Genomic DNA, 26,531 nt, shown 5'->3' with positions numbered 1-26,531 from the left:
TAGGTAAAATGAGGGTTTTGCGCTGCACCTGAACTCATGCAAAACACGGCTGAATACTTCTGTGCCTTCTGTGGTGAACCTAACTTAACTTTTGTGGACTTCAGCGCTGGGGGACAGCAATCCTACATCGAAGATTGCCAAGTTTGCTGCCGCCCCAATGTGCTTTATGTCCGTATTGATGAAGACACGCTGGATATTGAAATCGACAGCGACTATGAAGGTTGAGCGTTAACGTCGCTCAGCATCAACTCGTTGGGCCACCCCGACAGGCTGGAAACGCTTGGCAAAGTTGATGAATTTGGGGATTTTATCTCCCGTAATATTCAGCACAGGTAAATTGTGAGTTTCCTGCGCAGCATTATTGCCATAGCCAAAACGAATTAGGGTACGCTCTTTGCGACCCTGCCCATAGGCATTGACCACATCGCGCACCAAGTTGCAGCCCATGACGAAGCGGCCCATGTTGATGTCGCCATTGCCTGCAAAGTAGTTCCACTCCACACTCTGCCAATCGTTAGTGGAGCAGTAGAGATTGGCGACTTCAAACATTTTGGCTAAATGCACATCGTAGCGACGCAAAGAGCCACCATAGGCCGAGCGAGCAGTGTCGCGATCGGGCACGATGAAAATGCCACGAGCTTGCCCTCCTTGGCTGGCTGGCAGGAAACGAATGCTAGCGACGGGAACGGTTGTGTCTGTTGGCGTAGTAGCTGGAGCAATCGAGACAGGCTCGCTATAACCGCCGATCGCTGGCCCAAACTCAGAACTGGGAGCAGGCCGAAATTGCTGAACGGTATCTTGAAAGCGGGCTAAGCGATCGCCTCGCAAGTTCAAGGTGGGGATGTACTCTACTGTCTTAGTTCCTGTAGCCCGATAAGTCATAGTCGTGGGTTCGGAGTTAGTCAGACCATAGGTATCCACCACTTCCTGAGCCAGTTCGCAATTGATCGAGAATTGATCCAAGTTCAGATCGCCATTGTCCCCAACATATTGCCATCGCACTTGTTGAATATGAGGGCGCAACTGGTCGCAGTGGGCAAACGTGACCTCAAACATTTTGGCCATGTGCAGGTTGTAGCGGCTCAGAGCACCACTGGAACCGTTATACAGATTACGATCAGGCACGATCAGGGTTAACTGCTCCTGACCATTTCTCTGCATGGGTTCAATTTGGATCGCGGTAATGTTCGCGCTGGGACGGGACCAGGCTGGCTGAGTTATTGAGAGCAGACCGAGCGCAGCACAGATAGAGGCACTGATTGTGAGAGATGGTTTAAACATAGGAAGCTTGCCACAGCAAAGCAATAAACAAAGCAACTAAAGCCTGATTGGTAAGTAGCTACAGTCGCGATCGCTATAATTTCCGATCTTGCCATGACCGATGTTACAAAAATTGCAACGGTCGAGATCGGTAGCTTTCAGCATGTCATGGTAAGAGTCAACCGCGTTCGGTCTAGCGATTCTTTTCTACTGCTAAGAGTTTAAGTATGAAATTTGCCTATGCTCTGCCTGCTGCTACATTGCTCCTAGTTGGCACAATAGGAGCGATCGCCCACTTTTCTATTGCTCAATCGGCGAGGTCAGTGCCTCTGCGCCCTACAATCGTGAATCCAACTTCAATGGATAACGCTGCTGAGCCGACACCTACTCCTGCACCCGGTGGTTTATTTGGGCAAAAGGATGGGCAGCAGCAAGCCTTTGTGCTCAAACATACGGAGGTGAAGGCAAAGGTAGCGGGCAATATCTCTCGCGTTGAGGTGACTCAAACCTTTGAGAATCCCTTTAAAGATCCCCTAGAAGCCATCTATGTTTTTCCCCTGCCCGATGAGGCGGCAGTAGATGACATGGAAATCAAAATTGGCGATCGCGTGATTAAGGGAGACATCAAAAAGCGGGAAGAAGCGCAGAAAATCTATGAGCAGGCGAGACAGCAAGGCCGCACCGCAGGGCTATTAGAGCAAGAGCGAGACAACATTTTTACACAGTCCTTGGCGAATATCCGACCTAGTGAGCGAATTGAAGTCACGATTCGCTACAGCGACAGCCTCAAGTTTGAGGGTGGTGATTACGAATTCGTCTTCCCGATGGTGGTGGGGCCGCGCTACATCCCTGGCAACGCGATCGATAATAGCGGCGATACAGATGTGGTGCCTGATGCGTCTCGGATTACGCCTCCGGTGCTCAAACCGGGTACCCGTTCTGGTCATGACATTGGCGTCACCGTTGAGATTGATGCAGGTTTGCCTGTGCGAGAGGTGCGATCGCCTTCTCACAAACTGAGCGTGGAACCGTCAGGTAATACAACCAAAGTGCAACTGGTAGCAGAAGACAAGATCCCCAACAAAGATTTGATTCTGCGTTATCGGGTGGCAGGTAACGAGACTCAAGCCACAGTACTAACTCAAGCTGACAAAAAAGGCGGGCACTTTGCGGTCTATCTCATCCCCGCTGTGCAGTACCGCAGCAATGAGATTGTACCGAAAGATGTGGTGTTCTTGATGGATACCTCCGGCTCTCAAGAAGGCGATCCGTTGGCGAAGTCGCAAGAACTGATGCGCCGCTTCATCAATGGGTTGAATCCCAACGACACCTTCTCGATTATTGATTTTTCCAATACGACCACCCAACTCTCTCCTGCACCACTGCCAAATACATCCGCTAATCGAGCTAAGGCGATCGCTTATGTGGACCAACTCAAGGCCAACGGCGGCAGCGAATTGTTGAATGGCATCCAAGCGGTGATGAATTTTCCAGCGGCGGAATCGGGTCGGCTACGCAGTGTTGTACTGCTCACGGATGGGTACATTGGCAACGAAAACCAGGTAATTGCCGAAGTGCAACGCCAGCTTAAGCCGGGGAATCGTCTCTATAGCTTTGGGGTAGGTAGCTCGGTCAATCGCTTCTTGCTCGATCGCTTGGCTGAGGTAGGGCGAGGCACATCTCAAGTGATTCGCCAAGATGAGCCAACTCAGCAGGTATCCGAGAAGTTCTTCCGGCAAATCAACAACCCCGTTCTGACCAACGTTCAAGTCACCTGGCAAGGCTCCGGTGCTGCCCCAGAAATTTATCCCTTAGCAGCTCCCGATTTGTTTGCCAGTCAACCACTGGTTTTATTTGGGCGCAAAAGCGATCGCGCCAGTGGCAGCCTCAAGATTACCGGAGTTGCCGCTGGAGGTGAGCGTTACGAAAAGACGCTCAAAGTGAATTTCGACCAAGGAGACAACAATCCCGCGATCGCTCAGCTTTGGGGCCGGGTTCGGATCAAAGACTTGATGAACCAAATGTTTGGTGGCGAAACCACGTCTGGCGTGGCAGCAGTCACAGATACAGCCCTGGCTTATCGTCTGCTCTCTCAATACACAGCGTTTGTCGCGGTCAGCGATGAGGTGCGAGTCAATCCAGATGGCACTCGCCAGAGGGTACAAGTGCCTGTGGAAATGCCAGAGGGGGTTAGCTACGAAGGTGTCTTTGGGAGTGCTCAAGACGCTGCGATGGGGTCAGGTGCCGCTGTTCCTATGCCTGCGATGGCTCCATCTAGGAGGTTAGCGGGACGACCAGTGGGGAGTAACAACCAAGCAGGAACAGCGAGTCCTCCAGTAGCTAAGACCAGGGTGGCTGCTGAAGCAGAGGCGATCGCTCCTGTACCTAACAATTCTCGCTTGCAAGTGGTAAGTATCACGGGTTTAGATCCAGCCCAAATGCCTGCTCTCTCCCAATATCTACAAAGCCTCAATCTGCCCACTGGGTTTAGCGGCGATGTGGTGCTAGAGTTCTCGGTGCAGAATGGTCGAGTCGGTCGCATTTTGTTGGATGACAAGACTTCTACCCTAAAAGAGGCGGCTGTGGTTGATGTGATCAAGCGATCGCTCCAGGGCTGGCAGCCATCGCAAGGTGTGACGGGTAAGGTGCGGGTGACGTTACGGTTGCGTTAGGGTGGATTTAGTTGAGCATTTGTGGCCATCTGCCGTGACTGAGAATCTGCTGGAACTAGCTAAACAAGGGAATCCTGATGCGATCGCTACGTTGATGAATCGGGCTCTGAAGCCGCAGGGGATAACGGCGGCGGTGGAGTTGGTGGGCGATCGCTTGCAGGTGGAGCTGGTGGCGGAGCGGTTGCCTAATCAGTCAGCAGCAGTGGGCTATGTGCATCGGGGTTTGCTGGCTTTGGGTGTGACAGGAATTCAGCAGGTGCAGGTTTCGGGGAAGCAAGTTGATCAGGTCGCACTGGGTTGGATGGAGGAGTTTGCGATCGCGGAGCAAGCTTCTGTGTCTGATACAAGGCCAACAACGGCTACTCCTGCGGCTCTCTCTGTTGCCAGTTCGCATTCTGTGACTCAGGCTGGTTCTGGTCAGAAGCAAAAGTCTGCGGGGCCAGGAGATGTAGTGGCGATCGCGAGTAAAGATGCTTGGTTCGCGGCGAATTTATCTTTGTTGTTTCCTGGTTTGGGCCAAATCTATGTAGGTCAGATAGTTAGGGGATTACTATTCGCGGGGATGGCGATCGCCCTGATTTGGTTGGCTTTCTGGTCAATTTTGAGCCCTGCGGGCAATACGTTAATCGGTTTGAGTTGCATTCTGCCAGTTGTCTTTATCTATATTGTGGATTTGTTTGAAGCGTACCGAGGTGTAACGGGGGGTAGCATTCTAGAAGTTCACAAGGAGGACGCGAGCCAAAAAGAGAGTTGGTTGGCTGTTTTTTTGTCGCAACTTTTGCCTGGATTGGGGCAGGTTTACCTTCAGCAAAACCTTCTTGGCATGGTCTTGATAGTAGCCATGATTGTTGCTGCCAGTGGTTTGGTGGGCCTCAAGATTCATGTTTGGCTACCTGCAATGATTACGGGTTTTGCTTGTTATCACGCTTATGTTCATGCGCCGAAAAAATCAGCGATTCGAGCACAACAGATTATTGTTTTAGTGATTGCTAGTATTGTTGCAATTCGCTTATTAATGGGAGCAGTTCCTGCATCTCTCCAGCAACGAATTGAGAGGTTTGTAATTCCTAGCAGTTCGATGGAGCCAACGCTGCAAATTAAGGACCGAATCTTTGTTTTAAAGTCTTTAAGATATGTGCCAAAAGATGGTGATCTGGTTGTTTTTCATCCACTGCAAAGAAGTTCCGCAGACAGGCCAATGAAAGATAAGTTTTTCGTCAAACGAGTGATTGGTACGCCGGGGGAAACAATTCAAGTCAAAGATGGTAAGGTCTATCGCAATGACCAGCCTTTACAGGAGAGCTATATTTCTGAGCCTCCTGCTTACGAATGGGGGCCAGAAGTAGTGCCTAATGATGCCTACCTAGTCTTAGGGGATAATCGCAACGATAGTTTTGATTCTCATGTTTGGGGGTTTCTCCCAGACAGAAATATTGTGGGTAGGGCGTACAAAATCTACTGGCCACCCGCTAGAATTCGACCTCTAAACCAGCAGTAAGTTTATTGTTCACTGGATTGATGCAATTAGCGCTAATAACTCAGCTTCAGTAAGTTGAGGAACACCTAAAGATTGGGCTTTCTCTAGCTTTGACCCAGCGTTTTCTCCAGCAACCAAATAGTCAGTTTTTGCACTCACGGAATCGGTGACTTTACCTCCGGCTTGCTGAATCAAGGCTTTAGCTTCATCCCGCTTGAGCGTAGGCAGGGTACCTGTGATCACGAATGTTTTGCCTGCTAAAGCTTGATTTCCGCTAGTGGGCTGGGCAGTGACTTCAGCAGCAAACTGGAGTCCGGCGGCACGTAAGCGCTCAATTAGGGTTTGGTTGGCGGGAATGCGGAACCACTGATGTACGGCTTGGGCGATTTCGGAGCCGATGCCATAGACGCTCGCGATCGCACTTACCTCAGCACTCGCCAACTCTTCGACACTGGGAAACCGAGCAGTGAGGGTTTGGGCATTGACGCTGCCAACATGACGGATACCCAAGCCGTAGAGGACGCGAGACCAAGGTTGCTCTTTGGAGTGAGCGATCGCATTGACGAGTTTCTGAGCGGATTTCTGGCCCATGCGCTCTAGGGTCATCAGTCGCTCTGTGGTGAGGTCGTAGAGGTCGGCGACGGAATGTACCAAGCCGTGCTCGACAAATTGCTGCACCAGTTTCTCGCCCAAGCCGTTGATATCCAAAGCATCGCGGCTGGCCCAGTGAATCAAGGCTCCCCGCAAAATCGCGGGGCAAGAGGCATTGATGCAGCGGGTGACGGCTTCCGTTTCGGGCTTAACGACGGGTTGGTTGCACTCCGGGCAGTGAGTTGGCATGGTGAAGGAACGGGCATCAGCGGGACGCAGTTCTTTCAGCACTCGCACGACTTCCGGGATGATCTCACCTGCTTTGCGGACAATCACGGTGTCGCCAATGTGGATGTCGAGTTCGACAATGCGATCGCGGTTGTGGAGTGTGGCGCGGGAAACGGTAGTGCCTGCGAGCTGCACGGGTTTGAGTTCGGCGACGGGGGTGATGGCTCCGGTGCGACCGACGTTGACGCTAATGTTCTCCAGCAGGGTGGGGGCTTCTTCGGCGGGATACTTGAGTGCGATCGCCCAACGGGGAAACTTTTGGGTGAATCCGAGCTGGGTTTGCAGGTCAAAAGAGTTGATTTTGATCACTACGCCGTCGGTCATGTAGGGCAACCCCACCCGCTCGGTAGACCAGCGATCGCAGTAAGCTTTGACGGCTTCTAGGTTGGGGCAGCGATCGCGGTTGGGGTTAACGCGAAATCCCACTTGTTGCAACCATTCCAGAGCTTCCCATTGGCTTTGAATTTGGAAGGGATGGGCAACTTCACCTTGAGCTGAAGCATCGGGGATGTGCAGAGTGTAGGCAAAGAAGTCTAAGCGACGCTTGGCGACGATGCGTGAGTCAAGTTGGCGCAGGGTTCCGGCGGCGGCGTTGCGGGGGTTGGCAAATGCGGCTTCTCCTGCCTGGGCGCGTTCTTGGTTGATTTGCTCAAACACGTCTAGAGGTAAGAAGGCTTCGCCTCGCACTTCGACTAAAGGGGGCGGATTATCCAGGTCGAGCCGCAGAGGAATAGAGCGAATGGTTTTGATGTTTTGAGTAATCTCTTCACCAGAAATGCCATCGCCACGGGTGGCACCGCGTACCAGCAGACCATTTTCGTAGGTGAGAGCGATCGCGTTACCATCAATTTTTAGTTCACAAATGTATTCTGCTGCGCCGACATCTGGCGCAACTCTCCGCCAGCGTTCCTGCCAAGTGTTCAAATCGGCATTGCCAAAGGCGTTTTCTAAGCTGTAGAGCGGCACGTTGTGGCGGACGGAGGTGAACTGGGAGGCAGGTCTTTCGCCAACCCGCTGAGTAGGGCTATCGGGGGTGATTAACTCTGGATACTGAATTTCTAAGTCTTTGAGTTCTCGGTAGAGCTGGTCGTAAACCGCGTCTTCCATCGCCGGAGCATCTAGCACGTAGTACTCGTAGCTAGCCTTTTGCACTAGTTTTCGCAGTTCTAGCACTCGCGCTGCGATCGCAGGGGTTGGCTGTGCAGTTGGCTGTTCCACAGAGACGCTCCGTTGCCCATGAATCAAAACTCCAGACGCTAGTTTAACGCTCCCACTTCCGATTCTGGTTGGGGAAAAAGACCGAAAGCGATCGCGGTTTAACCCACTCCTAAACAGCCATTAACAAAAACCTAGACTTAAGCTTAATCTGAACCCCGTATTTTTACTCAAGGAGGCGTTGTTCACCTGCTAGTGAGGAGTTTTTCATGCTGCGTTTGTTCAAGCTAGGATTGCTAGCAAGTACCGTGCTGGCAGTATGGCCGATGGTTGAAGTGAAAGCTGCGACCTTAACCGGGCAACCCCCAATTGTAATTGGTCATCGAGGCGCGAGTGGTCTGCGGCCAGAGCATACCTTGGCGGCTTATGAGTTAGCGATCGCCCAAGGCGCTGATTACATTGAGCCTGACTTAGTTGCGACCAAAGATGGGGTATTGGTGGCCCGTCACGAAAATGAGATTTCTGGCACAACCGATGTGGCTGAGCGTCCAGAATTTGCCACCCGGAAAGCCACCAAAGTGATTGATGGCGTGACCTATACTGGATGGTTCACCGAAGACTTTACCTTGGCAGAACTAAAGACGCTGCGAGCCAAGGAGCGAATTCCTGACCTACGTCCGGGCAATACAGCGTTTAATGGGCAGTTTGAAGTTCCGACGCTGCAAGAAGTGATTGATTTAGCCCAGCGGAAGAGTGCTGAGCTAGGCCGTACGATTGGTATTTATCCGGAAACCAAGCACCCTAGCTACTTTGACTCGCTTGGTTTGTCGCTCGAAGAACCTTTAGTCGAAACCCTGAATAAGAATGGCTATATCGGCCTCAATGCTCCGGTGTTTATTCAGTCGTTTGAAGTAGGTAACCTCCAGCAACTCAACCAACTCACCGATGTACCTTTGGTGCAGTTGTTTGGCGGGGCCACTGAAAAACCCTACGACTTTGTTTTGAGTGGCGACGCTCGCACCTATGGTGATTTAACTCGACCCAACGCCTTGACTGCGATCGCCTCCTACGCCAACGGCATTGGCCCTTCCAAGCGCTTGATTATCCCTGCGGCAACCGTTGATCAAAACCAAGACGGCAAGCCAGATGACTTGAACGGAGATGGCGTAATTAGCGATGCTGATCGGTTTTTACAATCGCCGACTACGTTAGTCGATGATGCTCACACAGCTGGTCTGTTGGTACATCCCTACACGTTCCGCAACGAGAACTTCTTCCTAGCCCAGGATTACAACGGCAATCCGGAACAGGAATACGAACAGTTCTTTGCGTTGGGCGTAGATGGTGTGTTCAGCGATTTCCCTGGAACCGCGGTGCAAGTGCGGAATCGGGTTGCTGGTGATCCAAATGGCGGTAAGGAAGTCCCCGAACCCGGTTTGACTTTAGCGCTAGGAGTTATCCCTGTCGCAGCCTTCCTCCGCCGTCGTCGCACTCAATCTGAACTGTCTTAGGTTTGCGCGATCGCCACCCTACCATCCACAGCGATCGCCACTCGTAGGGGCAGGTCTCGTGCCTGCCCTATTTAGATCAATAGCGTTCATAAGAAGTGCCCCTACCAGCAATCAAAGATGGTACAGCTTGAAACCTTGCGATATAGTACAGCTCTGGTACATGAGTGGAGCGCTTGGAGCTGAGCCATGAAAATCTGGGCAACTACGTTTGTCGTTTTGTTTGGCTTGGTGGAACTGTACCAATGGGTGCAGCATTTTAACTGGACCATTACCTTGCCATTGCCCGTGTTTATCTTGGGCGGGGCTGCTTTAGCGATCGCCTCTAACTATGACAAACGTGCAGGCTTGCCTTTCGCCTTGAAGTTCGAGGAATCAAAGGCGATCGCTAACCCAACTCCTACGGTGATTAATTCTGTCACATCAGGAATTCCCGTTCAGCTCAACTCAGCCCAGAAACCTTTAGAGCCTCAGTTACCCAACCTAAAATCTCAACCACCTCATCCCATTTCGTTTAGGATTCAGCGCCCTGAGTCCCAAGAGTAAAGCCCAAAGCTGGTTCTGCATTGAGTCGGGTTAAGTGTTGCTGCGATCGCTAAATTTTAGACTTCCAGCTTTTCGCAGGAAGTTGGAACTACCGGCCCATGTTGCGCTTTAGTTGATCTAGTTCCTCGTCCATTTCCCAGCGCTTGAACTGAGCTTCTAGGGGGTCGGCGCTGTTGTGCAGGTAAGTGTTACTTTGGTTCCAGCCAATCGTCTGCCAACTCGTTGCGGTTTTGGCACTCGCATTGGCATTAGCACTCGCACGAGCTGCCTCCGCTTCCACCGCCTTGGCTCTGACTTCCTGGCGACGAGCTTGAATCTTCCGCTGCAACTCTTCTGTTTGCTTCATGCGTTCCTTCAGCACTTGCATTTGGCCCCAGCGTTGATTGCCTTCGCGCAACAAAGCGGCCTCTCGCTCCTCGGCTGGCTTCACCAAGTCCCATCTCCCGGCAGTTTTGGCTTTCCCAATCCGCTCATGCCAGCGCTGGATTTCTTGAGCTGTTGCCAAAATATTATCTTGCGCTTGCTTCTCTTTCAGACGCAAATCGGCCATGAGTCGCAGCGCTTCTTCCTCTTGTTCCCGCAGTTGTTCTTCCAGAGCTTGCAACTCCAAATGAGGGTTGTTCCGCAGAAATTCCTCTAGTCGAGTTTCCAGAAAACGGCTGAAATCTTCAAATAAACCCACGGCCAGAACTCCTGCGGTCGGATAAAGCTTTGTCTGATGGTAGCAAGGGGTAACCCAAAGTCCGCTACAAGCTTAAGGAAGAACTTACGAAGACTGGCTCAGTTTGAAACTAGCTCAAAACTGCTGCCCTACGTAAACCGATCGCACCTCTCCATTGCGGCGAATTACGGCTTCTTTGTTACTGACTTTCACCAAAGTCCAACCGCTAGAGCCAATGCCCTCACCCAAATTAATTCGCTGGGTGCTACCGCCAATTTCAAACAAGGCGGCAGAGCGATCGCCCCATTCCACAACCCCTTGCAGAGTTACTTTAGGTGCAGGCGCGGCAGGTGCAGCAGGAGCAATGGGGACAGAAGCGACAGGTGCAGGAGCCACACTAGGCATGGGGACTACGGGGCGCACAACCACAGGGCGCGGTACCACAGGGGCAACAGGCGCAGGAACAGGGCGATTGTAAGGGCGTTGCGGTATCTTCGGCAGAGTGTAGATGCGCTCTAATGCGCTGGGAATCCGGGTCAGCGGCTGGGCTAAGTTGCCAGTCACAGGTACGGTCGGTAGAGTTCCGGCAGGTTGGGGTGCAGTGGTGGGAGCTGCTGCTACTTGTTTGCCTGGGTTTTCGAGTTGAGCAATGGTTTCTAGCGATCGCTGCACATACGCACCAAATTGAGCATCTGCTAGCTCTTTAGTTGTGGGGGCGGGTGTGGTTATGACAGAGGAGGAGTTACTAGTAGGGAAGAATCGCCCCAACTTACCCTGGTTACCTAACCAGATCAAGATAATGCCGACGATGGAGGCACAAGCCGCCCCCAACAAGATCTTGTCGAACGAGTGGCCAACCTGGCGATGCTTTTCGATCGAGCTATCGGTTTCTACCAAAGCTGTGTCGGGAGCGTCGCTGCGAACAGGCTGGGAGGTGAGACCTTGGCGTGGCATCAGTGCTGAAGCCAGGATCATTTGAGGAATGGCTAGAGCTTGGACCGAAGTGTTCTCAATCGGTGTAGTTTCTGTAGGTAGTGAGGTGCCGCCTTCCACGACGCGATCTACGTCCTCAAACAGCTCATCCATCAACTTGTCAGCGTAGTCCTCTACAGACCAAACAGGACTCGGCATTGAGTTTTCTAGTGAGTCTGAAGCCATCTGGCTGGTTACGACATCCTGGGACATAGACTGCTTGCTCGGTGACAGTTCAATTAATGCGGGTATTGCTGGAGGAGGTTGGAGTGATTCTGCTCAACCAATCTCTCAAAAAAGCTAATGCTAGTGCGCCCTGAATAGATATAAAGATTGCTTCCTGAAATCGGTTGCGAAGTAGCTTGTTAAAGGCGATCGCGGCCTCATCTGTAGAAGGTTCTACGCGGAGGCGGAAAATCATGAGTAGTTTACAGGAAGAATACAACGAATCGTGTGATCTGAAGCTGCGATCGCTGAATCTACCAAAATTTAGCAAGAGTGGTGATGATTACAGGGTTTTGGGGTTCAGATTTTAATTAGTTGTTACAAAAAGCTAGGGTGGCTCTGGCTAGGTTTGACTGAATTCGAGCCTTGGGAGCACTCGCCCCAAACCCCCGCTGAAGGACGGCTGCGTCCTCCAGACCTCCTCAACACGAGTCTAGTTGTCGGTGTTTCGAGGCTTGGAATGCCCTAACCCCTAAATTTCTGGCTCATTCCTCATCCTTCCTCCGTCATCCCTCAGTTCCAACCAACTGCCGCGCCCGGACTTCTAAGTAAACTAGGAGGGCGTTGATGTCGGCAGGGTTGACGCCACCGATGCGGGTGGCTTGGCCTAGGGTAAGGGGTTTGATTTTGGCTAGTTTCTCGCGGGATTCTTTCGAGAGGGTTTCGATCGCGGCATAGTCGAGGTCGGCAGGAAGTTTACGGTGTTCTTGGCGGGCGATTTGCTCGATTTGGTGTTGTTGACGGTGCAAGTAGCCTGCATATTTGATGTCGATTTCCGCGCCTTCTTTTTCGACGCGTTCCAGTTCTGGGTTGCCGAGGTTGTAGTGGTCGAGGTTGGTGTAGTGGAATCCGGGGCGACGCAGTAAATCGGCTAGGGTAACAGAGCCTTTGATGGCTTGTTGGGTATCAGTGGCGATCGCTTTGCCCACGGGGTCGTGTTCTTTGATGCGGGTTTCGTGCAGGCGTTCTTTTTCGGCGGTGATGTTGGCTTGCTTACGGGTAAAGAGTTCCCAGCGGCGATCGTCGATGAGGCCAATTTCGCGACCGAGAGGGGTGAGGCGCTGGTCGGCGTTGTCGGAGCGCAGGAGCAATCGGTACTCGGAGCGGCTGGTGAGCATGCGGTAGGGTTCGCGCAGGTCTTTGGTGCAAAGGTCGTCGATTAAGGTGCCGATGTAGCTTTGCTCGCGGGGCAGAATGACCATTTCCTGGTTGTAGGCGTAGCGGGCGGCGTTCAGGCCTGCGACTAAACCTTGGGCGGCAGCTTCTTCGTAGCCTGTGGTGCCGTTAATTTGCCCTGCACAGAATAGCCCAGCTACTTTTTTGGTCATCAGAGTGGGATAGCACTGGGTGGCGGGTAGGTAATCGTATTCCACGGCGTAGGCGGGCCGCAACATGGTGCAGTTTTCTAGACCTGGAAGCGATCGCAGCATTTGCAGTTGCAAACCTTCGGGCAGTCCGGTGGAGAAGCCTTGGATGTAAAGTTCTGGGATGTCTCGGCCTTCTGGCTCAATAAAAATTTGGTGGCTCTCTTTGTCGGCAAAGCGCACAATTTTGTCTTCGATGCTGGGGCAGTAGCGTGGCCCTTTGGCATCGACCCAACCGCCATAAACCGGAGATAAGTGTAAGTTGTCACGAATCAAGCGGTGCGTCTCGGCAGTGGTACGAGTCAGGTGGCAATTCATCTGCTCTCGCTCTACCCAAGCTTCTGGGTCAAAGCTGAACCAGCGCACATCTTCGTCGGGGGGCTGGGCTTCCATTTTGCTGTAGTCTACCGATCGCCGATCTACCCGCGCTGGGGTACCAGTCTTCAAGCGTCCGGTTTCAAATCCGAGTCTGTTCAGGATTTCGGTGAGTCCTACAGCGGCGAATTCTCCTGCTCGTCCTGCATCCATCGACTTGTTGCCCACCCAAATCTTGCCGCCCAAGAATGTGCCTGTGGTTAGGACAACAGCTTTGCACTGAAAGGCCACGCCAAAGTAAGTTTGCACGCCGATCACTTCATCGTTTTCGCCCAAGATCAGGTCGGTCGCCATGCTCTCTCGCAGCACCAAGTTCTCTTGGTTCTCCACGATGACTTTCATGATGTTGGCGTATTCGCGCTTGTCGGTCTGCGCGCGCAAAGCCCAAACTGCTGGCCCTCTGGAGTTGTTGAGGATGCGTTTTTGCAAATAGGTGCGATCGGCCATTTTGCCAATTTCGCCACCCAGAGCATCGGCTTCATGGACAAGTTGAGATTTAGCAGGTCCGCCAACAGCTGGATTGCAGGGCTGCCAAGCAATTTTGTCGAGGTTGAGGGTGAGCAGCATCGTACGGCAACCTAACCGTGCGGAAGCGAGAGCTGCTTCACAACCAGCGTGACCCGCTCCAACCACAATCACATCAAAAGCATCTAAGAATTCTACGGGTGTTTGCAGGGTCATAGTTTGGTTCGAACGCTGGAGAATCTCAACTCACTAATTTTAGCGGTTATACTCAACCGTCAGGCTATATCCACTTAACTGTTGCCAAAGGAATTGATGCTGCACATCAACCTAAGTAAAGACAGAAAAATCAACAGAATATTGTTGGATTAGCAAAAGCTTTTCTCCTAGATCCTTCGCCCCAACAACTACAAGTTAATTCTTAAAATCTTTGCTTACCAGCTAATTCCATGAGCAATGCTCTTGAAGATTAATTAATACTTATTGAGGTTTTTACAAGCAATTCATCTACTAGGCGTTGAACAGGTTTACTGACGGAGGGCGATCGCTATATTCTCAATCCCGCAATGTTTGCACTTGACTCCTAGAACTCTTTAAAAATACTTCCTGAAAAGTCCTGAAAAGTCTACAAAGCTAAGAACATTAAATATTTTAGTGGTTTGTAACTGCAAATCATCAATTTGCATATTTCAAAGGTATAAGCTCTAGCAAAAATCTTTCTGATTTCAGACTAGAAATAACTTTAAAAGTGGCTGTAAGCTGGCGATCGCCCAGACAAACACCTCTCCCTATTTGAGCCTTTTCCCCTTAGCTTTGACTTTGCTGACGATCCTGGTGAGTTGCAACAAATACTGAATGATCCTGAAGCATTGGGAAATACTGGATTTAGAACGCCATAATTTCAGAGCCATTTTTCATTTTTAACCGCTTGTGAAGTACTTCTTTTTATCAGACGGCTGGACTGTGGGGCGAGTGTGGGAGTCAGCAGGATTGTGGAGCGAGGTGGCCTGGAGACGCAAACCAGACATCAAGAAAATGAACGTTTCCATCCTAGAGCAAGGAGAAAAGTTGTGGCTTTACCGAGTTGAAGAAGCGGTACTGATGGTAGAGGTAAGGCCCACGGAGTCAGCAGAGCTAAATCCTGGGGCTCAAGTCATTGGACAAGTCGTGCTCAAGCGCTTAATCACAGCAGAGCAAGTCTTAGAGTGGCTGTCTACGTCCAGTTCGGTCTGCACCCAAGGAGATGACTGAGCTGGACTTTATCTAAAGTTGCAGTCGTGTAAGCGTTCACTCATTCGGGGGAAGAAGATTTTTGGGACATCACTCAGACTAAATAAATAGGCGTTGAAGCCACCTCAGACTCTAGTGCAGCACTATATAAGCTAGTGGAATCTTTAGTGGGAATGAACTTGGTCGAACAAGCGTATCAGCGTCTTGCCATCGCCACAGATTTGGTCAAGAGTAGTGTTGATTCCCTCTCCGAAGTAAGCGATCGCTCAGAAGTGACGTTTGAGGTTTTACAGGATTTAACAGTTGTCCTCTACGAACTGGAAAAACTAGCTCAAGATTTCAACACGCTGCTGAAAAACTGAGCCAAGGTTCTACAATCCTGCCAAAAAGAGATCTTTAGGCAAAACAAATAGAGAGAAAAGGGCAAGGAAAGACTTGCCCCCGTAAGTTCTATGGAGCGGTAGCCGCAGGCGTTCTACCTGTAGAGGCACTAGGAGCAGCGCCTAGATTGGTAATCGATCGCTGGAGGGCAGCTAAAGCTCGGTTGTAGTTCAGAATCGCATTCAAGCGATTGCCTTCAGCTCTAGTCAACTCGTTTTGGGCGCTGATTACGTCTGTTTGAGTCCCAACACCCGCTTGGAAGCGTAGTCTGGCTAGACGCAAACTCTCACGGGCTTGCTCTAAGGCGACTGAAGCCGTTTGAATATTCTCGAAGTTAGATTGCAGGTTAAAGAACGATTGCTCTACGTCGAGACGAACTTGATTTCTCGTATCCGCAAACTGGTTTTCAGAAATTTCTGCATTAATTTCTTCCTGTCTGGCTCTGGCTCTAGCTGCACCGCCGTCAAACAAGTTCCAGTTCACTTCAGCCCCTAGAGAATAACTTCTCAGCGCGTCTCGGTCATCGTCAAACTGATCTTGCAAACTGGTGTTGAGGAATGCGCTGATTCGCGGTCGGTTATTGGCAAGGGCAATTCGACGCTGTTGCTCGTTGATTTCTCGTTGGAGCAGTTGTTGCTCTAGCTCTGCTCGGTTTTTAAAGGCTTGGACAATGCTCTGTTCTAGCGACAGATTCCACAAGCCTGCAATTTCGACTGGGTCTGCTGCTGACAAATCAACCGATTGGATAATGTTTAGTCGTTGGGAAAGTTGCCGCCGGGCCGTCCGTTGATCGCTGAGAGATTGGGTTAAATCTTGCTGAGAGTTGGCTAAGTCTACTTGAAATCGCAGTACATCAAAGCGGGTACCAACCCCTGCTCGTTCTAGAGCGAGAGCATCGCGCAAACTGGCTTGAGCCGTTTCGACCGCAGCCCGCGAAATGCGAACTTGCTCATCGCTTTGTTGCAAATCATAGTAATTGTTCGTGACATCCAGCCGGAGTTGCTCTCGCTGCACCTCAACTTCTAATTCGTTAGAGCGCACCTGTTTTTCAGCAGCTCTGACTGTAGCAGACCGTTGGCCTGAGGTAAAAATGTCGTAAGAGACTCCAAGAGTACCGCTTAGAGATGTGCTGGCAGAGTCAGGATCGGCTGGCTGTGGCTGCGGTGTTAGGTCGTTTTGGTTAGAGTCCTGGCGCGCTATTCTAGCTCCAGCATTCACGTTGGGGTAATAGGCTGCCTGTGCCTCTTTTAGAGCTGCACGACTTCTTTCTAGGTTCAGTCTAGAAACCTGTAGGCTCGGCGTATTACGCTCGGCTAGTTCGATCGCTTCTTGCAGGGTAATGGGTTGAGTGCCCTGAATCTGAACTTCGCTAGGTCTGGTCGGGAATCTCAATGGATTCGGGTCAGGATTGAGATAACCACGAGGAACAGGGCGAACGAATTGGTTGCTATTGCTAGCAGGACTCGTTGGAGTTGCGGTTGGTGTGACGGGTAGCGTCGGACTTGAGTTATTTGGCTGCGCTGGTTGTGGCGATCGCGGTGCTTCAGAACCAGTCGGATTAGTAGGTTCTAGCGTTGGTAAAGGAGCGCTGGTTTGCGCCGTTTTTTTAGCAGGGGTTGTGGTTTTGTCTATGCTCTTTTCTGCTGGCTTCTCGGCCCGCTTAGTAGTGGCACCACGAACCTGACTCGCTGTCTGAGTCTTAGCTTTAGAGCGAATATTGGGCTGAGGGGTGGCTTGCTGAGTTGCTTGTTCCTCAGCTATCTCCTTTAGCGCTGCCTCCACACTGGAAACGGTAATTTTTGCAGAGTTGGAGCGAATCTTACGGCTACTCTGGGGCTTGGAGCGGATCTTGTTTTTGAGTGCCGGATCTTTGGATGCCGAATCTTTTTGTACCGAGCTTTTCTCAGCAGCGGGTCTAGCAGTATCAGAGCTAGTTTGGGTAACACGCTCGGAGGTGGAATCAGAGGTAGCAGCGTCAGTCTTAGTAGGATCGTTTGACGTTGCATCAGTAGAAAGCTGAGCCGAAGTTTTATTAGATTGGGCTGCACTGGGCTCTGGGCTACCCAACGTACTTCCCAACGCGATCGCCGCACTCACACCTACAGCCATCAAATAGCGAATGGTTTGCATAAGTTTTATTCAGTCTGCAATCCAGAGAAACGTTTAGAAGTCGGGCAACCAACCTTAAGCAGAATACTGGCTGGCAAAGTCACTTGGCAAATAGTTCAGCTTGATTCTTGCTGCTCTGCTCTAATTTACTAAGCGTATAAACCAAAAGCACCCTAAAGATATCAATAAACCTGTTACTCAGCATCCGGAGATGCAGAACTGGCAACTAATGTTTCATCGGCTACCATAACGCGATCGCGCCCAGCAGCTTTGGCGCGGTACAAAGCAGTATCTGCCATCCGAGTCACTGCCTCTCCAGTAGGCCCATGCAGCGGATAACTCGCAACCCCAGCAGAGAGCGTAATCATGCCGAGAGCTTGGCGGTGATAATGAACACTCAGGTGGCTAACGGCTTCTCGAATATGTTCCGCTCGTTGACGGGTGGCTTCTAAAGAAGCATCGGGCAAGAGTAACATCAGCTCTTCACCGCCATAGCGACAAGCAATATCGGAGGCCCGAATAGAGTTTCTGATGAGTAAGCCTACCTCACGCAGCACTGCGTCTCCTGCTTCGTGTCCAAAGGTATCGTTGAAGCGCTTGAAGTGGTCAATGTCTAGCATGACAATACCGAGGGGTTGTCGATTACGTTCTGCCCGTCGCACTTCTCGCTCTAGCGATTCTTCCATATAGCGCCGATTGAATAAGTTAGTCAGAGGGTCGCGAATGCTCTGATTCCGCAAGCTTTCGCGCAGCTTGAGGTTAGCAAAAGCTAGGGCAATATGCTCAGCCACTGTCCCTGTCAGTAGCCGCTTTGTCGGCGTGAAGTCGTCTTTGTTGGAGGCCGCTAGATACAAAGTTCCTAGAGCGTCTCCCTGAGCCATGAGAGGAATGCAGCAGTACTGAGTGGGCCAAGGAGCCTGGAGATGTTGGCAACGCAAGCTGCTATCACCGTTGTCAATGAAGTAAGCTCGGCCTCGACGGAGCGCCCAGCAGTCTGTCGGGTCAAACATGATCGGCTGCAAGGATAGCGGTCCCCAAGAGGCGATCGCTTCGACTAAATTGCGAGACTCACTGGTGATATAAATCGCCCCAGATATACCCGGAAACAAAGGCTGCACCAACTCAGCCACCACAGCGTAAGCTTCGCCCAAGGTGAAGCAGGCTTGCAAAACATCGCTCAACTCTCCTAAGAGAGCAATCTCGCGACTGCGTTGTTCTAGCTCCCCTACCCAACCTTTCAGCTTGGTTTCACTTTCTTGCAGAGCCAGCTCTACGGTTTTGCGCCGTCTGATGTCTCGGTTGAGGGTAATGGCCGCGATCGGTAGCAACGCCGCTGCAAGAAATCCACTAATGGCAACCACTAGCGTTGTATTGCGAGTTGCTAATTCTGCCTGATGCGATCGCTGTTGCAGTAAGCGATTTTCCTCGGTGGTCATCTCATCCATGAGGCGACGAATTGCATCCATCACCTGACGGCCTCGAGCTTCACGGATTGCTTGCTGAGCCGCTGTAAAGCCTTGTTCCTGCCGAGTGTCTAAAACTGCTTGCAGCTTGTCTAGGCGCTGCTGGAGCAGAGGACGCAAAGTATTAAGGCGCTGCTGCTGCCTGGGATTATCAGCAGTGAGCCTCTGAAGCGTATCAACTTGGTCATTAATGGTGTTAGTGGAAATGTAATAAGGTTCTAAATACTCCTCTTGCCCCGTAATAACATACCCCCGCTGCCCAGCTTCAGCGTTGGCAATGTGAAAGAGTAAAACTTCTTGTGCCTCTAGCACCCGATAGGTATGATTTACCCAGTTTGCAGTGGCAACGAGTTGTGTGATGTTATGGTAGCCGAGACCACCAATTAAGCTAAGCACTAGAAGGGCAATGCCAAAGCCGCCCGTAATACTTTTCTCGATTGACCACTTCATATCGTCTTGCAGCTCATAGAAGCGACTGGCACTAGACGCAAGAGGGAGCCTTGGGAGTTCCAGAGATACAGGGTTGGGCAGCTGCATCGAGCCAGAGACAAGTCTCCATAAATTCCTCAACGTTGCTAATCAGCCAAATTTTTGTTTGGAGTTGGCGAGCTAAGTCCTCAACCGTAGTGTCATCCAAAAAGCGAGACTCTCCATGTTTCAACATAACCGTTGGCAAGAGAATACCATCACCTAGGTCCTTAGCTTGGAGCGCTGGCAATAAATCGTGCCCAGTCAGCAAGCCCGTCACGGTGATTGACTGCCCCCAGTAGTCGCTGCAAAGTGCGACTAGTTCTACAGTGAGTCCTTCCACTTGATTGAGACGTTGTAGCAATGGTTGAAACGCTTGCTCAACTGCATTTCCCACTACCCAAGTCAGTTTCCGGGGAGGGGAAATTTGCTCAGGTAGGCGAGCCGTGGCAGCAGCAAAAGTTTTTAGGAACTGCTGAATTGACCCAACGCCATTGCCAATTTGTGGGTAGTCTTCGTAGTGGGATTCTGGTGGTAGGGCTTGTCCTGCAATCAAAAACCACTCATCTGCTAACCAGGCGAAGGTAGAGCTAAACTGCTGTTGAAACTGAGTTTGCAGTGTCTGAACTTGGGCAATCACTTCTTGAGCTTTTTCCGGTGTCACAGGCACCAACTCGTCTTGGTCAGGCCGAAAGCGCGTGAGTCCTACAGGCACTACAGCCACAGAAGCCACAGCAGGCATCTCACCCTGATGAAACTCGGCTAAGTCTAGTAAGGTGCGCTCTAAGTGAACTCCATCATTAATCCCTGGGCAAACTACCACCTGGGCATGAATCTGCAAACGCCGCTCTTGGAACCACTGCAACTGCGATCGCAACTGTCCTGCTCTAGGATTCTTCAGCAGCCGACTTCTAATTTCTGGCTCAGTGGCATGGACTGATACATAAAGCGGGGAAAGCCGCATCTGCTCAATCCGATCCCATTCTCGTTGGGTCAAATTGGTGAGGGTTAAATAGCTGCCATAGAGAAAGCTAAGGCGGTAATCGTCATCTTTGAGATACAGCGTTTCTCGCATTCCGGGCGGTTGTTGATCAATAAAGCAAAATGGGCAGCGGTTGTTGCACTGAAGCAGCCCATCAAACAAAGCAGTTTCAAACTCTAGGCCTAGATCTTCATCGAAGTCTTTTTCGATCTCGATCTCATGAGCTTTTCCTTTGGCATCTAAAACTTCTAGTTCTAGAACTTCATCGGCGCAAAGAAACTGGTAGTCGATCAAGTCACGCGGTTTTTGACCATTGATGGCAACGAGGCGATCGCCCGGCTCAAACCCAATCTCAGCAGCAATCGAATCAGGAAGAACCTTGGTAATTAAAGCCGGACGAATTGAAACTTCGCTCATGAAGATGCCACTGGAATGCTAAGGCCAATTTCTATTCTAGAGAGTCCAGCCTCAGGTATTCCGTAAAGCGCCAGCTGCCACTGCCGTCAGAATTGCTGCACCAAAGCCCAGACGATACCAAACAAAGATCCAGGTGTTGCGATTTTGCAGATAGCGCAGTAACCAGGCAATGGAGAGGTAAGAAAAAATGAAGGATGACAGCGTGCCAACCACTACTAAAGACAGGTCGATTTGGCCCAGTGCTTCCTTAAAAAACTGGTATAAGGTCGCGATCGCTAACGTCGGCAACCCTAGTAGAAAAGAAAATCTAGCCGCTGTCTGTCGTTCCAACCCTAAAAAGAGAGCAGCCGTCAAGGTAGAGCCAGAGCGAGAAACTCCTGGCACCAAAGCCAACATTTGCCCCAAACCAATCAAAATGCCATCTTGAATTCGCAACGCCGAGAAATCCCGTTTCCGACTCCCTAAGTTTTCTGCGGCTCCTAACAACAGCGCCATGACGATAGAGGCGATCGCGATCGTCGTCATGCTGTTAATGGTCGAGCCGTCATCATTCAGGGCTTTTTTGAGCAAAAATCCCCCCGCCAACGCTGGGATAGTGCCCACTACAATTCCCACTAAAAGTTTCCATTCCTCCCGCTGCCAATCTCGCTTCTGGGCGGCTTGCCATCCTCCTAGCAAAATGGTGCGAATGTCCGACCAAAAGTAGATCACCACTGCGACCACACTGCCGAATTGAATCGTCGCCACAAACGGTTTAGCGCCTACAGTAGCCCAGCCCAACGCTTTAGTAAAAACCTGCAAATGGGCAGTACTACTAATGGGCAAAAACTCTGTAATGCCCTGCACAATTCCCAAAATGAAGGCTTGAAACAACCCAGCCAACCAGTTAACAGCACTCGCTTCTGGGGTAGCAACGGCTAATAGAGAGGAAATATTCGCTAAATGATCCATCTGTACTGATGGAATTGAAACTGGTTCCAAGGAATAGCTGAGCCACACCAAACTGTCTATTCCAATCGTCATGCACATACTCCAGAAAACTAATCAGTTCAGTATCCAGTTTTTACTGCTGCTCTCAACTAGGAGCAGGACAAACCACTCTCAGGTTCCTTAGCTACGTTGCTTCAGCCAAGAGCGACAGCAAGCAATTTGACCCTACGCCAGCAGCTAGAAAAGCTCAACTTTCACCTGCTCTGGTATAGCGTAATTGAGTGTTGCAAACTTGCGAAAGTTTCAACGATTACATCAGAGGCACTGATCTCAAGCTTTGGCAAGAGAAAAACTAAGTTATCATAAACAAGATGCCCCCCCAGGGGATGTGCTTGTGTTATGTTAAAAAAAGTAAATTAAATAAGAAACTTAAAAATACTTTGTCTTCCTTCACACCCTTCCCCCCATCCTCACGCATGGTTGATTCAGCCCAGGAAAGGTCGCCTGATTCAGCTTGGCAGCTTCGAGTTAGCCAAACTTGGCTTGTGCTGGCTGCTGCTGTCCTGCTAGTAGCGGTACCTGTTTTTATTCAGGCTCCCTTAGTGCGCTGGCAGCCAGTGCTGAGTTTACTTCTGACTGGTGGTTGGCTTGGACTCAGCTTAGTCTTGATGGCTCGCGATCGCACCCAACTCTGGGGTGACTTGCTTTTTGGATTCACCTGGAGTTGGTTAGCAGGTTCTATTTATTGGGGATGGTTTCGCTGGGAGCCACTGCTGCACTTACCCATCGAAGCCATTGGGTTGCCCGTTGCAGTTTGGTGCCTGATGCGCCAGTGGGGGAAGGTAGGAAATTTCTTTTATTTAGGGTCTTTATTCGGGACCGTGGTTACCGATCTTTACTTCTACATCGTAGATTTGATCCCCCATTGGCGACGATTGATGCAAGTTGATCCAGCGCTGGCATTACCTATTTTTCAGGATGCGATCGCTCAAATGCGGACACCCTGGGGAGCAGCTTGGGCAGCGGTGCTGGGGGTAACTTTGCTGGTGGTGGGATTGTTGCCACTACGCTCTCAGAAAGCTCACTGGTGGGCCTTTGGCGGAGCTGTGCTGAGCACAATTTTAGTAGATGGTTTATTCTGGTTGGTAGCTTCTGCGGCTTAAGTTCCTGAGCTGCTAGTCAGCATTTCCAAGATTAATCTCTTTGGACTTCAGGGCAAACTGCAAGCGCAACGAGATTTTGCTTACAATTCTTAGTTAAATCTTCGAAAGCATTCATTGGCATAAGTAGATGTGTCATGGATAGTCGTAGATAGATGTGTCAGGATGCATCATAGGGAAAGATGCAGTGATTTCTTAGCCTGTGGTGACTTTTCAATCCACTCCTCATTTAGTGCTCCGTTCTGAGGCAGGTGATCGATATCTTCCATTAGTCGGCAACAACTGCTGGACGATTGGTCGAAGCGATGACAACAACTTTGTGCTGCCCGATCGCTGGATCTCCCGGAACCACGCGATGCTTCAATGCATGGAAACAGGCGAGTTTTATCTCATTGACTTGGGAAGCCGCAATGGCTCCTTTGTGAATGGCCGCCGAGTTAGTGTTCCGGTAACGTTACAAAACGGAGACCAACTCACCTTTGGTCAGATCGAATTAGAGTTTTACTGTCCTTCCCCAGAGCACCTCACTGATCCGTCAATGGGAATGGACTCCAAAGAATTTACCGCGACCGCAACCTTACACGTCCGCCGCCTGATCTCAGTTTTGGTGGTGGATATTCGTGACTTTACGGGGTTGACTCGGCAACTGGACGAAAAAATTCTCTCTGAGGTGATCGGCACCTGGTTCCGACGCGCTGGCGATATCATTCGCGAACACGGCAGTTGGGTCGATAAATACATTGGAGATGCGGTGATGGCAGTCTGGATTCACGGCACCCAAGGGGTCAGTGACGAAGAGATGCTACGCATTTTTAGTGCCCTCAGCGCCATGCATAAGATGACGAGTGAGCTGTACGACCAGTATCCGCTGCCCTTCCCGCTACGCATTGGGGCAGGAATTAATACTGGGTTTGCGATGGTGGGCAACACGGGGAGTGGCGATCGCCCGGACTATACCGCCCTAGGAGACACAGTTAACGCTGCCTTCCGCTTAGAATCTGCCACGAAAGAAATCCGTCTGGATGTAGCCTTAGGAGAAACAACCTACAAGCATGTGCCGATGGGCCCAACTTATCAAGCTTTGTTTCAGACTCATACAGTGGACTTGAAAGGTTACGACGTACCCACTGTTACCCATGCCTGTACCTTCGCTGACTTGAATCGCTTTCTGCAAATGCAGGAAGAAAGTCTAGTGCTGGGTAATGAAAGCCCTGAACCTCTCTAGAGCGTTGTCAAGATTGCTGTCACAGAGTACTAGTAGTTTAGGTTTACGCTTTAAGATCTAAGGCGGTAAAGCGCATCAGCGCCGAGCAACGCAAAGTTTAGAGGTTTTCCAGGGTACCTGGGTACGCTACCCTAGACTTTAGAAAATTTGTGGCATTTGCTGCTTTGCACGACCTTAGAGAGCATCGCGCTTTTCCAGGGTTGCGTATTCTTGTGCCAATTCTATAAATGCTGTGTGTGGATTTTATCTGCTCAGAGGAAGGTATAAATCGATGAAACGCTTTGTTCGCTGGCTATCAGTTCTCAGTTTGTTAGTGGGCTGCCTAGGATGGCTAGGGTTGCCTCAACAAGCGATCGCTGCAAATTTGAGCCATTTGGTTCTGCAACCGATCCCCGTCTTAGCTGCTGAGGTCGCTCCTCGCAATGCAGTCGATGATAAGCGGGCCAAAGTCGGGGACAAGATCGATCTTAACAACACCAATGTTCGGGCTTTCTTGCAATATCCTGGCTTGTACCCCACCTTAGCGCGTGCGATCGTCCAGCACGCACCTTATGAAAAGGTGGAAGATGTTCTTGATCTACCTGGCATCAGCGATCGCCAGAAAGAGACATTGCAAGCAAATTTCAAGAACTTTACCGTGACCGATCCAGATTCTGCCTTGACCGAGGGAGACGATCGCTTCAACAACGGTATCTACCGCTAAATCTGCCTCCAGCTCTGCCACTGTTGACTGAGTTTGTAGAAGCCCGGTGCTTTAGTTGCCCTTGTCTCTACAGCTTCTGGGTCAGAACTGGGTGTTTAAACGCTGCAATAATATCTTTGCTCTCTGTACAGTAAGGTTAATCCTTACGCGCGATTGATGACAGGGAGCAATTTTTATTGGACACTTCGTTACCTCTTCCACCCCCTGCTCCAGCCCAGAGTCCTGACTTCACTCAGCCTTTTGATGTTTTAGTGGTAGGAGCGGGAGCCGCAGGGCTTTATTCCGCCCTTTGTCTACCGCCGTCGTTTCAAGTCGGCTTAATTACCAAAGACACCTTATCTCTTTCGGCGAGTGATTGGGCTCAGGGTGGGATTGCTGCCGCGATCGCTCCAGATGATTCTACAGCTCTCCACATTACTGACACGATCAAAGCGGGTGCAGGGCTTTGCGATCCCGCAGCAGTAGAGTTTTTGGCTGAGAACGCTTCTGATTGCATTCGATCCTTGGTAGAGATGGGGGTGGCATTCGATCGCCACGATGGAGAACTCGCTTTGACCCTGGAAGCAGCCCATTCTCGACGACGAGTCTTGCACGCAGCAGATACCACAGGACGGGCTGTGGTCAATACGCTCACGGCGAAGGTGCTGGAGCGCAAAAATATTCAAGTATTTCCTCAAACGTTTGCTCTGAGCTTATGGATTGATCCCCAAACTCAACGTTGCCAGGGAATTAGCCTGATCCATCAAGGGCAAGTTGTTTGGGTTCGAGCGACAGCCGTGGTCTTGGCGACAGGTGGGGGAGGGCAGGTATTCGCCCAGACGACTAATCCCGAGTTGAGTACAGGAGATGGAGTGGCGATCGCTTGGCGAGCCGGGGCTTTGTTGCGGGATTTAGAATTCATCCAGTTTCATCCCACGGCGTTAAGCAAGCCTGGAGCCCCCCGGTTTTTGATTAGTGAAGCGGTACGCGGAGAAGGAGCGCACTTAGTGGATACGGCAGGCCAGCGGTTTGCCTTCGAGTACCATCCAGCGGGAGAACTGGCCCCTAGAGATGTAGTTAGTCGAGCAATTTTCAATCACTTACAACAGACGGAATCAGACCCAGCCAGCGCCCACGTTTTGTTAGACCTCCGGCCCATTCCTGTAAACACGATTCGGCATCGCTTCCCTAACATTATTCAAGTCTCTCAACAGTGGGGCGTAGATGTATTTCGGGAGCCCATTCCCGTGACACCTGCAGCCCATTACTGGATGGGAGGTGTGGTAACTGACACCATGAGTCGGACGTCGATTCCAGGGCTTTATGCGGTGGGGGAAACGACCAGTACTGGCGTGCATGGAGCCAACCGTTTAGCCAGCAACTCGTTGCTAGAGTGTTTGGTTTATGGGGCTCAGTTAGCCCATTTAGAGTTAGGCCAATGGAACGCCGTTGACTCAAGCTCAGAGGCGAGCGTCCCTGAATCTGAGGGCTATCATCCTGAGCCTACAGATTGGCAGCGTCAGCAGGCGGCGATCGCCACTATGCGCCAAGAATTGCCTCGCTTAATGTGGCAAAGCGCCGGAATTTGCCGCGAAGAAACTACCCTTCTGGCCGCGATCGCTCAAGTAGAAATCTGGCAAGCAGAATTTGCCGCCTTACCTTTAAGCCAATTCCTGCTGAACTTAGCACCGACTCAGGCCGCTAGTGTGGGCTTGCCGGATGCTGACTTAGCCATCCGCACTTGGAGCGAAACCCAAAATCTTTTGGATGTTGGCTACTTGATTTTGAAAAGCGCTTTATTTCGCACTGAGAGCCGGGGTGGGCACTATCGAGTTGAATTCCCGCAGCCCGAGCCGCACTGGCAAGCTCAGACTTTGGTACAAGACCACCATTGGTGGACAGCCCCCATTTCAGCCCTCTCAGAGTAA

Annotated in this window: 20 protein-coding genes; 11 read left to right on the top strand and 9 right to left on the bottom strand. The window is 50.9% G+C overall.

All coding sequences use genetic code 11. The annotated features are described in order from the left end of the window. The first annotated feature begins 36 nt into the window (after positions 1–36). Positions 37–225 carry a CPXCG motif-containing cysteine-rich protein gene (locus tag NDA01_RS02655; protein ID WP_190433673.1) on the top strand — a complete coding sequence of 63 codons (189 nt, stop codon included), beginning with the start codon at positions 37–39 and terminating at the stop codon, positions 223–225. Between the two features lie 3 nt (positions 226–228). Here the strand turns inward: NDA01_RS02655 and NDA01_RS02650 are convergent, their stop codons facing one another. Beyond that, on the bottom strand, positions 229–1,281 hold the full coding sequence (locus tag NDA01_RS02650; RefSeq protein ID WP_348226763.1) for a hypothetical protein: 1,053 nt from the start codon (positions 1,279–1,281) through the stop codon (positions 229–231). A gap of 206 nt (positions 1,282–1,487) precedes the next feature. Between NDA01_RS02650 and NDA01_RS02645 the strand changes: the two genes are divergently transcribed. Together NDA01_RS02645 and lepB are read left to right on the top strand one after the other, a co-directional pair. Then, on the top strand, positions 1,488–3,932 hold the full coding sequence (locus tag NDA01_RS02645; protein ID WP_348226762.1) for a VIT domain-containing protein: 2,445 nt from the start codon (positions 1,488–1,490) through the stop codon (positions 3,930–3,932). 34 nt (positions 3,933–3,966) lie between these two features. Beyond that, positions 3,967–5,430 (top strand): signal peptidase I, encoded by a 1,464-nt coding sequence (gene lepB / locus NDA01_RS02640; RefSeq protein WP_348226761.1) that lies wholly within the window; start codon positions 3,967–3,969, stop codon positions 5,428–5,430. A 9-nt stretch (positions 5,431–5,439) separates the two neighbouring features. Here the strand turns inward: lepB and ligA are convergent, their stop codons facing one another. Next, positions 5,440–7,506, bottom strand: a complete 2,067-nt coding sequence (gene ligA, locus NDA01_RS02635; RefSeq protein ID WP_348226760.1) for an NAD-dependent DNA ligase LigA — start codon at positions 7,504–7,506, stop codon at positions 5,440–5,442. A 206-nt stretch (positions 7,507–7,712) separates the two neighbouring features. Here ligA and NDA01_RS02630 point away from each other — a divergent pair, with 206 nt between their 5' ends. After that, a complete protein-coding gene (locus NDA01_RS02630; RefSeq protein ID WP_348226759.1) occupies positions 7,713–8,954 on the top strand; it encodes a glycerophosphodiester phosphodiesterase in 1,242 nt (413 codons plus the stop codon). A gap of 186 nt (positions 8,955–9,140) precedes the next feature. After that, positions 9,141–9,497, top strand: coding sequence for a hypothetical protein (locus NDA01_RS02625; RefSeq protein ID WP_348226758.1), 357 nt, complete (start codon positions 9,141–9,143; stop codon positions 9,495–9,497). Between the two features lie 88 nt (positions 9,498–9,585). On the opposite strand, the gene NDA01_RS02620 is transcribed toward NDA01_RS02625, so the two are convergent. From NDA01_RS02620 to mnmG, 3 genes are all read right to left on the bottom strand, one after another. Then, a complete protein-coding gene (locus NDA01_RS02620) occupies positions 9,586–10,179 on the bottom strand; it encodes a TIGR04376 family protein (RefSeq protein WP_190555488.1) in 594 nt (197 codons plus the stop codon). Between the two features lie 114 nt (positions 10,180–10,293). Further along, the gene (locus tag NDA01_RS02615) at positions 10,294–11,343 is read right to left on the bottom strand and encodes a hypothetical protein (protein ID WP_348226757.1); all 1,050 of its coding nucleotides are present in this window, start codon (positions 11,341–11,343) and stop codon (positions 10,294–10,296) included. A 518-nt stretch (positions 11,344–11,861) separates the two neighbouring features. Then, positions 11,862–13,775 (bottom strand): tRNA uridine-5-carboxymethylaminomethyl(34) synthesis enzyme MnmG, encoded by a 1,914-nt coding sequence (mnmG, locus tag NDA01_RS02610; protein ID WP_348226756.1) that lies wholly within the window; start codon positions 13,773–13,775, stop codon positions 11,862–11,864. Positions 13,776–14,486: 711 nt separating this feature from the next. Here mnmG and NDA01_RS02605 point away from each other — a divergent pair. Beyond that, complete coding sequence (locus tag NDA01_RS02605; protein ID WP_190433683.1) at positions 14,487–14,807, top strand: hypothetical protein; 321 nt, start codon at positions 14,487–14,489, stop codon at positions 14,805–14,807. 152 nt (positions 14,808–14,959) lie between these two features. Next, complete coding sequence (locus NDA01_RS02600) at positions 14,960–15,148, top strand: hypothetical protein (RefSeq protein WP_190433685.1); 189 nt, start codon at positions 14,960–14,962, stop codon at positions 15,146–15,148. Between the two features lie 88 nt (positions 15,149–15,236). Here the strand turns inward: NDA01_RS02600 and NDA01_RS02595 are convergent, their stop codons facing one another. The 4 genes from NDA01_RS02595 to NDA01_RS02580 all read right to left on the bottom strand — a co-directional run bounded on the left by NDA01_RS02595 (position 15,237) and on the right by NDA01_RS02580 (position 21,629). Next, entirely contained in the window at positions 15,237–17,297 is a 2,061-nt protein-coding gene (locus NDA01_RS02595) for a TolC family protein (RefSeq protein WP_348226755.1), read from the bottom strand. A 173-nt stretch (positions 17,298–17,470) separates the two neighbouring features. After that, complete coding sequence (locus NDA01_RS02590; RefSeq protein WP_348226754.1) at positions 17,471–19,189, bottom strand: diguanylate cyclase; 1,719 nt, start codon at positions 19,187–19,189, stop codon at positions 17,471–17,473. Positions 19,190–19,220: 31 nt separating this feature from the next. Beyond that, positions 19,221–20,606, bottom strand: coding sequence for a TIGR03279 family radical SAM protein (locus NDA01_RS02585; protein WP_348226753.1), 1,386 nt, complete (start codon positions 20,604–20,606; stop codon positions 19,221–19,223). Between the two features lie 51 nt (positions 20,607–20,657). Beyond that, complete coding sequence (locus tag NDA01_RS02580; RefSeq protein ID WP_242024617.1) at positions 20,658–21,629, bottom strand: undecaprenyl-diphosphate phosphatase; 972 nt, start codon at positions 21,627–21,629, stop codon at positions 20,658–20,660. 383 nt (positions 21,630–22,012) lie between these two features. Between NDA01_RS02580 and NDA01_RS02575 the strand changes: the two genes are divergently transcribed. The 4 genes from NDA01_RS02575 to nadB all read left to right on the top strand — a co-directional run bounded on the left by NDA01_RS02575 (position 22,013) and on the right by nadB (position 26,531). Then, entirely contained in the window at positions 22,013–22,699 is a 687-nt protein-coding gene (locus NDA01_RS02575; RefSeq protein ID WP_190554722.1) for a DUF3120 domain-containing protein, read from the top strand. 202 nt (positions 22,700–22,901) lie between these two features. After that, the gene (locus tag NDA01_RS02570; protein ID WP_313930198.1) at positions 22,902–23,921 is read left to right on the top strand and encodes an adenylate/guanylate cyclase domain-containing protein; all 1,020 of its coding nucleotides are present in this window, start codon (positions 22,902–22,904) and stop codon (positions 23,919–23,921) included. Positions 23,922–24,192: 271 nt separating this feature from the next. Continuing rightward, positions 24,193–24,624 carry a photosystem II complex extrinsic protein PsbU gene (psbU, locus tag NDA01_RS02565; RefSeq protein WP_190554721.1) on the top strand — a complete coding sequence of 144 codons (432 nt, stop codon included), beginning with the start codon at positions 24,193–24,195 and terminating at the stop codon, positions 24,622–24,624. A 176-nt stretch (positions 24,625–24,800) separates the two neighbouring features. Beyond that, complete coding sequence (gene nadB / locus NDA01_RS02560) at positions 24,801–26,531, top strand: L-aspartate oxidase (RefSeq protein WP_348226752.1); 1,731 nt, start codon at positions 24,801–24,803, stop codon at positions 26,529–26,531.

The organism is Trichocoleus desertorum AS-A10 (genome assembly GCF_039962155.1).
GTDB lineage: Bacteria > Cyanobacteriota > Cyanobacteriia > FACHB-46 > FACHB-46 > Trichocoleus.
The sequence above is the reverse complement of the archived record's forward strand: the minus strand, read 5'-3'. Positions and strand labels throughout refer to the sequence as shown.

Excerpts from the sequence above, each read along its gene's own strand:
- NDA01_RS02655 (WP_190433673.1), top strand. The coding sequence starts at position 37 with ATGCAAAACACGGCTGAATACTTCTGTGCCTTCTGTGGTGAACCTAAC.
- NDA01_RS02650 (WP_348226763.1), bottom strand. The coding sequence starts at position 1,281 with ATGTTTAAACCATCTCTCACAATCAGTGCCTCTATCTGTGCTGCGCTC.
- NDA01_RS02645 (WP_348226762.1), top strand. The coding sequence starts at position 1,488 with ATGAAATTTGCCTATGCTCTGCCTGCTGCTACATTGCTCCTAGTTGGC.
- NDA01_RS02630 (WP_348226759.1), top strand. The coding sequence starts at position 7,713 with ATGCTGCGTTTGTTCAAGCTAGGATTGCTAGCAAGTACCGTGCTGGCA.
- NDA01_RS02625 (WP_348226758.1), top strand. The coding sequence starts at position 9,141 with ATGAAAATCTGGGCAACTACGTTTGTCGTTTTGTTTGGCTTGGTGGAA.
- NDA01_RS02615 (WP_348226757.1), bottom strand. The coding sequence starts at position 11,343 with ATGTCCCAGGATGTCGTAACCAGCCAGATGGCTTCAGACTCACTAGAA.
- mnmG (WP_348226756.1), bottom strand. The coding sequence starts at position 13,775 with ATGACCCTGCAAACACCCGTAGAATTCTTAGATGCTTTTGATGTGATT.
- NDA01_RS02600 (WP_190433685.1), top strand. The coding sequence starts at position 14,960 with ATGAACTTGGTCGAACAAGCGTATCAGCGTCTTGCCATCGCCACAGAT.
- NDA01_RS02595 (WP_348226755.1), bottom strand. The coding sequence starts at position 17,297 with ATGCAAACCATTCGCTATTTGATGGCTGTAGGTGTGAGTGCGGCGATC.
- NDA01_RS02590 (WP_348226754.1), bottom strand. The coding sequence starts at position 19,189 with ATGAAGTGGTCAATCGAGAAAAGTATTACGGGCGGCTTTGGCATTGCC.
- NDA01_RS02585 (WP_348226753.1), bottom strand. The coding sequence starts at position 20,606 with ATGAGCGAAGTTTCAATTCGTCCGGCTTTAATTACCAAGGTTCTTCCT.
- NDA01_RS02580 (WP_242024617.1), bottom strand. The coding sequence starts at position 21,629 with ATGACGATTGGAATAGACAGTTTGGTGTGGCTCAGCTATTCCTTGGAA.
- NDA01_RS02575 (WP_190554722.1), top strand. The coding sequence starts at position 22,013 with ATGGTTGATTCAGCCCAGGAAAGGTCGCCTGATTCAGCTTGGCAGCTT.
- psbU (WP_190554721.1), top strand. The coding sequence starts at position 24,193 with ATGAAACGCTTTGTTCGCTGGCTATCAGTTCTCAGTTTGTTAGTGGGC.